Genomic DNA, 9,314 nt, shown 5'->3' with positions numbered 1-9,314 from the left:
TGTCAAGTCGTTAGGAGCTTTTGTCATAGAAATAATGTGCTTATCAAAAAAGCAATTAATAACTAGATAATTATTAGTATTATAGTTATAATTTGACTTAGGAATGCAGTTATATAAAGCTATATTTTGACGCACTACAATCAAACTGGGGATCAAGTGCTACGTGATGTTTGTAAAATTGTTATGGATTCTATTAGAAAAATGGATGTATGTGGAAGGTATGGTGGAGAAGAATTTATCATTGTTTTACCAGATACTGACACAGTCGAGGCCAGTGTAATTGCAGAGAGAGTAAGAGAAAATATTGACGTCGCAAAAATACTAGGTTCAAAAAGAGCGTTAACCGTAAGCATGGGGATTGCTACTTATCCAAACCATGGGAAGTGGAAAAAGGAATTAATAGATAAAGCTGATCAAGCACTATATGTAGCCAAGGAAAATGGAAAAAATAGATGCCAAATTTGGGATGAAAAATTTGTAGGCAAAATGAGGGGGACTAATAAACTCTCGGGAATAATATCAGGAAATTTAGTTCAAGATTCAAGAAATGTACTAACTATGATGGAAATTATAGAAAGTATTAAATTTGAGTCTGATTTAGAAACTCAAATATTTAATGTGCTTGGAAGAATAATTGAAACCACTGAGGCACAAAATGGTATGTTTTTCATTGTGAATGGAAATGAAATTAATGGAAAATTCGCTAGAAGGATTTATAAAGAAAATTGGACGGTGGTTAAAGGCTATAGTGAAGATATAATAAATTCTGTAATTACAGAAAAACAAGGAGTTTGCATAATAGATTGGGATTCTATAATCGACTATGATTTAGTAACTGGAATGCCAAATTGGAATTCCGTTTTGGCTGTTCCTATAATTAAATCAGGAATTGTGAGTGCAATACTTTATTTAACGGTACCTATAAAAATAAAGGAATTTAAATTTGAGGATTTGAATTTTGTAAGCACATTAGGACAGCTTTTGGCGGGAATGTTGTAATAGTAGGGTTATCCCTTTATGAGAGAATATAAAACCTATGTTTTATATTTTTTCTTCGTTTATGGTATAATTAGAAGATTATAAAATTAAAAGAACTAGGGAGACAATATGTTGAAGGAAGATATGATATTACAAATATTTAATGAAGGAACCAGTGGAAAAAAACATGCCAGTGGTCAAAGGGTACTTAATAATGACCTAGTTTCTTCCATGGATATTACCAGTGAAGATAAATTAATATGTATAGAAGGCAATGTAATTTCAGAGAAACTTTTCAATGAATATCACACTAAAATTGAAATGGATACAGAGAGGGGAAGTATTTTTTCAACTTTCTGCAGTTGTGCTGATTTTGAAAATAACGAATTTAGAAAAGAAAATTATTGCTGCAAACATTTAGTTGCTACCTTTTATAGTGCGTTAGAAGAGTTAGCTAAGCATCCCCTTCTTAGAGAAGATGATGTATCTTTTAAAGATATATCTAAGACTAAAAAGAATGTATTATCTATGCTTTTAGGCGATGAAAAATATAAGGATGAAATTAAAATAGAAGTATACATAAATAAAAATCAATGGACTAGTAATCTTACAGCAGAGTTTAAAATAGGATTAAGCTCTATGGCTTCTAGTAATATTTACATTATAAAGGATATTAATCACTTTTTATTAGGGTATTACAATAATTTTGCTGTAAACTATAGCAAAAATTTTACTTTTAATATAGGAAATCAAAAAATGAGCACAGTAGATAAAAGACTTATTGATTTTATAGGGATGTTAAAAACCATGGAAGGCAAGCGAAGGCACGTTAATAGAAATGAAGACCGATATATAGACGGGAAAAGCATTAATATTCCCGAATTTTTAACTAGAGAATTTTTTGAGATTATAACTAAGCATAGGGTATATTTAAATGAAGGTTTTTTTTCAAGACCTGTGGATACAGAAATTTTGCATGAAGCTCCAGCTCTGGATTTTGATTTGAAGATAATAAAGGATAATTATGTACTTAAATCAATAAACGGAATGCCAGTGTCACTTGGAACCAAAAATGATGTTTTATTGTATGGGAGTACTATATATCTTCCAGATTATGAGTTTTGTTATAAGCTAAGTCCTTATCTTCAAGTTTTTAATGAGGCAAGGGTAGTAACTATGACAAGCATTGAGGAGGAGAACATATTAAGAAGGCTTATCCCGGATCTTAATTTTCTATCTCCAAGTGTCCTATTATCTAAGTCTATTAAAGATAAAATAATAATGGCCAAGTGTGAATTTAGGTTCTATTTTGATCAAGAAGGGAAAGTTATTACTCTAATCATAAAGGTGAAATATGGAACTTTTGAGTTTAATATTTTTGAAGACTGTAGTGAAAAAATAGTCTATAGGGATTCTAAAAGGGAAGCTCAAGTTATTTCAATTTTAAAGGCCTTAGGCTTTGAGCAAATAAAAAATAAATTTTATTTTTCAAAATCAGAGGATCGTATTTTTAAATTTTTTAAAAGAGATGTTTTCAGGCTCCAAGAAATAGGAGAGGTATATTATTCCCAGAACTTTAAAGGTATAAAAACTTTAGGGGCGTCAGGTATAAGTGGTAATATTAAAAGTGGGAAATATAATTATTTTGAAATGGACTTCAAAATAGGCGATATTGAGCCGCTGGAAACTACCAATATACTAAGAGCATTTAGAAATAGCCTCAAATATTATAAACTTAAAAATGGTGAATATCTAGATTTAGAGGAATTAGAGCTTAATAAATTTTTGAAGCTTTTAGATGTTATAGCTCCTTCTCGTAGTGAAAATAATCATATTGAAATTTCGAAAAATAAGGGCGTTTTTCTAAATAGTTATCTAGAGGAAAATAATATTAGATATATAAAAGGGAAAAAAGAGTTGAAAGAAGTAAAAGATAAGCTTAAAAATATAGAGAAGTTAAACTTTAAACAGCCAGATTCATTTAAGGGTGAATTAAGAGAGTATCAAAAGATTGGATTTAATTGGTTTAAAACTTTAGAGTATTTAGGGTTTGGTGGGATTTTAGGAGATGAGATGGGTCTTGGTAAAACTATTCAAGCCATTACTTTGATATTATCAAACGATGGAAGTAAGACTTTGATTGTAGCACCTACCTCTCTGATATATAACTGGATAAGTGAGTTTGAAAAGTTTGGACCTAGCTTAAAGGTTATAGCAGCTAATGGTTCAAAGGATATGCGAGAGGGAGTAATAACTAACATAGATAGTTACGATGTAATTATAACTACATATAACTTATTAAAAAGGGATTTAGAAAGTTACAATAAATTGGAGTTTGATTATTGCATATTAGACGAAGCACAAAACATTAAAAATGCAAATTCACAAAATGCAGTAGCTGTAAAGGAAATAAAGGCGAAGTCAAGGTTTGCACTATCTGGTACTCCAATAGAAAATTCACTTATGGATTTATGGTCAATATTTGATTTTATAATGCCAGGCTACCTATATGATGAAAAGATATTTAGTGTAAGGTATCATAAAAAGCTTAAGGAGTGTCCGGAAATATTAGAGGATTTAAATAGGCTAATAAAACCTTTTATCCTAAGACGGAGAAAAAAAGATGTATTAAAAGAATTACCCGATAAAATAGAAAAAACACTGTGGGTGAGTCTAGAGCAGGAACAAAAAAAAGTTTATAAAACCTATGCAAACCATGCAATGGAGCTTATTAAAAAAAAGGTGCAAAGTGATGAGTTTAAAAATAGTAAGATAGAAGTACTTTCCTATATAACAAAGCTAAGACAATTATGCCTTGATCCCACAGTTCTTATGAATGATTACGGTGGTGGTAGTGCGAAAATGGAAGCTCTAGTGGAACTGCTCCAAAATAGTATAGAGGAGGGACATAGAATACTTGTTTTCTCTCAATTTACTACTGTTCTTAAGAATATACAAAAAAGACTTATAGTGGAACAGATACAATTTAGTTACCTTGATGGTTCGGTTTCTTCAGAAAAAAGAATGAACTTAGTGAAAGTATTTAATGATGGCGAAAGCTCTGTATTTTTAATAAGTTTAAAAGCTGGAGGTACTGGTCTTAACTTAACTTCGGCAGATGTAGTAATTCATTTTGACCCTTGGTGGAACCCGGCGGTGGAAGAGCAGGCCACAGATAGGGCTCATAGAATAGGTCAAAAGAAGGTGGTGGAGGTTATAAAAATTATAGCTAAAGGCACCATTGAGGAAAAAATTCTTTCACTACAAGAGGATAAGAAAAAGCTTATATCAGAGCTTATGGGAGATGAACTTTCTGGTGGTAAAGGGTTCGCTGCAATGAGTGATGAGGAAATATTTGGATTATTTGAATTGAAAGAATAATTATGTATAAATTAAATACCAAATGCTCACAATAAACTGAGGTGAGATTATGGCTGTAAATAATAATGTAAAAGAAATGAATAAATTCTTAAAAGGTATACATATGGGAGGTACTACATTTAAAGATTATCTGCGTAAAGCTAAAAGTGTGGAGCTTAAAAATGAGTTGGTTCAGATTATAGAATCCTTTAAAAGACATGAAGAGGCAATTACTAGTAGAATAGAAAAGCTAGGAGGTAACGCGGCAGATACCCTTGGAGTAATGGGTACTATGGCAGATTTCTTCGAGAAAATTGTGCTTATACCTGTAAATACTGATTTGGAAGTGTGTGAGCACGCTATAAAAGCTATGGAGATGGGAATAAAGCAAGGTAAAAAATTTATAGATGAGAATAGTGCCTTGGACCCTAGCTTAATGAAAGAAGTAGAAGCTGTTGTAGCCGATTATGACAATCATTTAAGAAAAATACAAGAAATGAAAAAAACATGTGAATAATAAAATGCTTCCACCTTATAAGTGGGGGCATTTTACTATTTAAAGATATTATAGAAAATATTATTATTATATGGTTGAAGGTGATTCGTTAATATCTATGTTAATATTTTTTAATATTGTATAGTGACATTTGTACCATTCATTTTTAGGAGCTATTCTATATGCTTTTTCTGCATATATTAAGGCACTTATGTTTTTATTCATATCCACATATATTTCAGACTTTCCATAATAGGCAACACTTTTAGTGCTGTCCACTTCAATGGCTTTATTATATACTTCAAGAGCTTCTTTTTTATTACCTAGAGACCTTAGCGAGCTAGCTTTACCACATAGTGCATCATAAAGATTAGGATTTAGTTTTAAACAAATATCAAAACAGTCTAAAGCTTTTTCGAAATCATTGAGCAGACCTAAAAATTCCGCTTTTTTTAAATATATGGTTATATTTTCACCCTGGAGTTCAAGAAGTTTCTCACAATAGTATATGCATCTATCAAAATCTCCAGTTAAATCGTGTATATCAATTAATTTCCAGTAACCTTTTGGATCATAAGGAGCTAGTTCTATGTATTTATTTATGCATTTTTCAGCTTCAAAGGCTTCGCACATTTCAATAAGAGCTTGAGCTTTTACAAGATAAGTTTCGGCATACTCATTATCTAACAAAATGGCTTTATTGAATTCCTTAAATGCCTTTTCAGTTTCTCCATCATTAAAAAGTCCTTTTCCTCTTTCTATGTACTCTCTAACTAAGATCTCATCATTTTTTAAATTAAAACTATTTTCCATTAAATTACTCCCTTCATTACAAACTTATATATTATAATTATTGACACAAAATAAAACCCTATTCATATGAAATAGGATTTTGCTTGATATTTATTTTCATGTGTTTTATAATATTTTTAGGTAAGTTTACAGAAAAATCAGAAATACACTATTTTATTTTAAGGGGGAGACGATATGGACAAAGTTGTAAAGTGCTCAATAATAGTTTGTGATGATTTTAATGCGGTGCTGATTGCAAACAGGGGTAAAAGTAAAAAGAGTTTACAAAAGGTGTGGAGCATTTTTAGTAGTGATATAAAAGGCAAGGGGACTGTTGAGAAAAGTATTAGTAAAGCAATAGATAAAGATTTGAAATGTAATATATTTGATATAACTTCATTTAAAGAATATGCTTTTGATAGTGAAAGTGGAGATACTTTAAAGGTCTATACTGGTAAGGTAAAAGAGTATTTAACTCCTCATAAAGACATACAATCCATTAAATGGATTACAAAAAGCAAAGTGGATATGTATGAGTTTTCTAGTGAGGATAAAGAAATAATATTAGATTTCTTCAAAAGTAGAGAATAATTAGATAAGCAAAGCTAATGTGAATTACTAACTTGCCACTTGTGCAGCGCAAGGCACCAGTAAACAGACAACATTGATAAGAGTTTAGAATGGAGGGTTTTTATGATAATAAATTGGCTTAGTGGGTTTGATACTATAATTCAAGCCCTTATTGCAACACTATTTACTTGGGGTGTAACAGCACTCGGAGCATCATTAGTATTTTTCTTTAAAGAGATAAATAGAAAGGTTTTAAATGGGATGCTTGGGTTTGCAGCAGGAGTTATGATTGCCGCTAGTTTTTGGTCTCTACTGGCACCTGCTATAGAAATGGCAGAGCAAACAAGTACGCCGGCGTGGATACCTGCAGCAGTAGGATTTTTAGCAGGCGGAACTTTTCTTTTAGCAGTAGATAAAATTTTACCGCATTTACATCTTAATCAACCAATAGAGCAAGCGGAAGGAATTAAAACTAGTTGGCAAAGAAGTGTATTACTAGTATCCGCTATAACACTACACAACATACCAGAAGGACTTGCAGTTGGAGTTGCTTTTGGAGCAGTAGCGGCGGGACTACCTTCAGCATCACTTGCGGGAGCTGTTGCACTGGCAATTGGAATTGGTATTCAAAACTTTCCAGAAGGAGCTGCCGTTTCTATACCACTCAGGCGAGAGGGGTTCTCTCGCTCTAAAAGTTTTATATATGGTCAGGCATCAGGCATAGTAGAACCTATAGCTGGAGTCATAGGAGCATTTGCAGTAATAGCTATGAAACCTATTCTTCCCTATGCATTATCTTTTGCAGCAGGAGCTATGATTTTTGTAGTTGTTGAAGAATTAATACCGGAATCACAACAGGATTCAAAAACAGATATTTCAACAATTGGTGCTATGCTAGGTTTTGCAATTATGATGATATTAGATGTAGCTTTGGGGTAATATTTATAGAAAATATTATAAAATTACTAGATCTAGAGGACAAAATAATGTTAAACAAAGGAGGATACATGGACAAATTTACCGGGAAACGCGATTCTATAATAAAACTTGGTAGTATCTTTACAATATCTGTATTATTAGCCATTGTGAGTTATCTGTATATTGATAATGTTGCACTCGAAATAATAATGATGGTGATTTTTATTTTATCTGCTTTTAATACTTATAAGGGGCTAATACTCTCCATAACAGTGGATAATCAAAAAATCAAAATATACAAACCCTTTGGAATCAAAACTATAAAATTTGATAATATTGCTTTTTGCGCAGTCCATGGAATTGACGATGACACTACATTACTATATGCATTTACAAGAAAGAAAGGTATCAAGGTGGAGGGGGTAAGTGGTATAAAATCTAGAAAATCCTTTAACGAAATTGTTAGAATTATCTCTGACGATGAGGGAGATACAGATTTAAACATAAATTTCAATATGGCGTCTAAGGTTCTAATTTCTTTTGTTGAGAATGGAGATGCATTAAGGGATAAAATACTTGCTAAGGTAAATGAAAGGCATAAAAAAATTATATAAAAAAATCCTTGTTGGAATTTCAACAAGGATTTTTTATAACTATTTTTTTGAACCAGTATATTCTGGAGCTGATGGATCATCTTCAAGTTTCATCATTGTAATTCCTGTATATCCAAAGAAGATGGATACAAAGGGATTAACAAGATTTAAGAAGCAGTAAGGAAGATATGAAATCGTTGCAATTCCAAGGGAGGTGGACATAAATGCTCCACATGTGTTCCATGGAACAAGTGGAGAAGTTATTGTACCAGCATCTTCAAGACATCTTGAAAGATTCCTAGGAGCGAGACCTCTTTTGTGGAACTCTTCCTTGTACATTTTTCCGGGAAGCACGATTGAAAGATATTGATCACCAGCTAGTATATTTGCAAATATTGCTGTAAAAACTGTAGCTGTTACGAGTGAACCTGTACTCTTTGCATATCTAAGTACTCTCTTTGCAAGAGTCTCAAGCATTCCAGTTTTCTCAAGTACACCCCCAAAAGAAAGTGCTGCTATTATTAAAGATATTGTCCACATCATGCTTTGATATCCACCTCTAGTAAGAAGATCATCTAAAAGCACATTTCCAGTTTTGGATACAATACCGTCCTGCATTGCCAGTGTTACATCAGCGAAGCTAGCACCTTGAGTAGCGATAGCAGCAATGCCACCAAGTATTACACCTATAAATAAACCTGGAATAGCAGGTACTTTTTTAGCAACTAAAACTATAACAATAATAGGTACCAATAGTAAAACTGGGTTTATTGTAAAGGTTTGGCTCATTAGATCTGTGATTGCATCTATTTTAGATGAATCAAGTGTTTTTCCGGCAAATCTAAACCCAAGTATTGCATAGCCAATTAAAGCAATTGTCAAACTGACTCCTGTTGTATATACCATATGTTTAATATGGTCAAATAAATTTGCGCCAGCCATAGCAGGCGCTAGATTTGTAGTATCTGATAGTGGAGACATTTTATCACCAAAATATGCTCCGGAAATTATTGCACCTGCTGCCATTGGTGCTGGTATTTGAAGACCTGCAGCAACACCCATTAGTGCTATACCTACAGTGCCTGCTGTAGTCCATGAACTGCCTGTAGATATTGAAACAACAGCACAAAGCAAACATGTTGCAACTAAGAATATTGATGGGCTTAGTATTTGTAATCCATAATAAATAAGTGTAGGCACAATTCCACCAAGAATCCATGTACCTATAATCATACCTATAATTGCTAGAATAAGTATTGCTTGCATAGTTCCAGAAATACTACCTATAATTCCATCTTCAATATCTTTCCAAGAGTATCCAAGTCTAGTTATAGCAACTATAGTAGCTATAACTGTTCCAAAAATTAATGAAACATGGACTGACTGCTCAACCTTGAAATAAGGTAACACAGAATACATTAGAAGTGCTATAGTACCAACTATCGGTATTAAAGCCTCCCATAATTTTGCTTCTCTAGGCTTTTTTACTTTTGAAGCCATTTATAATTCCTCCTCTATGTTATAGTATTTCGAAAAACTTAAAGGTTTACATGAATATTATAAATTTATAATTAATTTAAAATTCATATAATGTGTAAGTGATATTA

8 protein-coding genes are annotated in these 9,314 nt (G+C 32.2%); 6 read left to right on the top strand and 2 right to left on the bottom strand.

Annotation, left to right across the window (positions count from 1 at the left end):
* Positions 1-126: 126 nt before the first annotated feature.
* From JJD95_RS07335 to JJD95_RS07325, 3 genes are all read left to right on the top strand, one after another.
* Complete coding sequence (locus JJD95_RS07335; RefSeq protein WP_291641852.1) at positions 127-999, top strand: diguanylate cyclase; 873 nt, start codon at positions 127-129, stop codon at positions 997-999.
* A 108-nt stretch (positions 1,000-1,107) separates the two neighbouring features.
* Positions 1,108-4,359, top strand: coding sequence for a DEAD/DEAH box helicase (locus JJD95_RS07330; RefSeq protein ID WP_291641850.1), 3,252 nt, complete (start codon positions 1,108-1,110; stop codon positions 4,357-4,359).
* Positions 4,360-4,408: 49 nt separating this feature from the next.
* Positions 4,409-4,855, top strand: coding sequence for a DUF2383 domain-containing protein (locus JJD95_RS07325; protein ID WP_291641848.1), 447 nt, complete (start codon positions 4,409-4,411; stop codon positions 4,853-4,855).
* Positions 4,856-4,921: 66 nt separating this feature from the next.
* Here JJD95_RS07325 and JJD95_RS07320 read toward each other — a convergent pair whose 3' ends face one another.
* Positions 4,922-5,647, bottom strand: coding sequence for a hypothetical protein (locus JJD95_RS07320; protein WP_291641846.1), 726 nt, complete (start codon positions 5,645-5,647; stop codon positions 4,922-4,924).
* Between the two features lie 174 nt (positions 5,648-5,821).
* On the opposite strand from JJD95_RS07320, the gene JJD95_RS07315 reads away from it, so the two are divergent.
* The 3 genes from JJD95_RS07315 (at position 5,822) to JJD95_RS07305 (ending at position 7,728) form a co-directional block, all read left to right on the top strand.
* A complete protein-coding gene (locus tag JJD95_RS07315; RefSeq protein ID WP_291641845.1) occupies positions 5,822-6,217 on the top strand; it encodes a DNA mismatch repair protein MutT in 396 nt (131 codons plus the stop codon).
* A gap of 102 nt (positions 6,218-6,319) precedes the next feature.
* Complete coding sequence (locus tag JJD95_RS07310; RefSeq protein WP_291641843.1) at positions 6,320-7,135, top strand: ZIP family metal transporter; 816 nt, start codon at positions 6,320-6,322, stop codon at positions 7,133-7,135.
* A 68-nt stretch (positions 7,136-7,203) separates the two neighbouring features.
* The gene (locus JJD95_RS07305; RefSeq protein ID WP_291641841.1) at positions 7,204-7,728 is read left to right on the top strand and encodes a hypothetical protein; all 525 of its coding nucleotides are present in this window, start codon (positions 7,204-7,206) and stop codon (positions 7,726-7,728) included.
* Positions 7,729-7,767: 39 nt separating this feature from the next.
* Here JJD95_RS07305 and nhaC read toward each other — a convergent pair whose 3' ends face one another.
* Positions 7,768-9,207, bottom strand: coding sequence for a Na+/H+ antiporter NhaC (gene nhaC / locus JJD95_RS07300; protein ID WP_291641839.1), 1,440 nt, complete (start codon positions 9,205-9,207; stop codon positions 7,768-7,770).
* Positions 9,208-9,314: the final 107 nt, after the last annotated feature.

The organism is Clostridium sp., from assembly GCF_016650035.1.
In the GTDB taxonomy this organism is placed as follows: Bacteria; Bacillota; Clostridia; order Clostridiales; family Clostridiaceae; genus Clostridium_AD.
This window is presented reverse-complemented; position numbering and strand designations above follow the sequence as displayed.

Excerpts from the sequence above, each read along its gene's own strand:
- JJD95_RS07330 (WP_291641850.1), top strand. The coding sequence starts at position 1,108 with ATGTTGAAGGAAGATATGATATTACAAATATTTAATGAAGGAACCAGT.
- JJD95_RS07325 (WP_291641848.1), top strand. The coding sequence starts at position 4,409 with ATGGCTGTAAATAATAATGTAAAAGAAATGAATAAATTCTTAAAAGGT.
- JJD95_RS07320 (WP_291641846.1), bottom strand. The coding sequence starts at position 5,647 with ATGGAAAATAGTTTTAATTTAAAAAATGATGAGATCTTAGTTAGAGAG.
- JJD95_RS07315 (WP_291641845.1), top strand. The coding sequence starts at position 5,822 with ATGGACAAAGTTGTAAAGTGCTCAATAATAGTTTGTGATGATTTTAAT.
- JJD95_RS07310 (WP_291641843.1), top strand. The coding sequence starts at position 6,320 with ATGATAATAAATTGGCTTAGTGGGTTTGATACTATAATTCAAGCCCTT.
- JJD95_RS07305 (WP_291641841.1), top strand. The coding sequence starts at position 7,204 with ATGGACAAATTTACCGGGAAACGCGATTCTATAATAAAACTTGGTAGT.
- nhaC (WP_291641839.1), bottom strand. The coding sequence starts at position 9,207 with ATGGCTTCAAAAGTAAAAAAGCCTAGAGAAGCAAAATTATGGGAGGCT.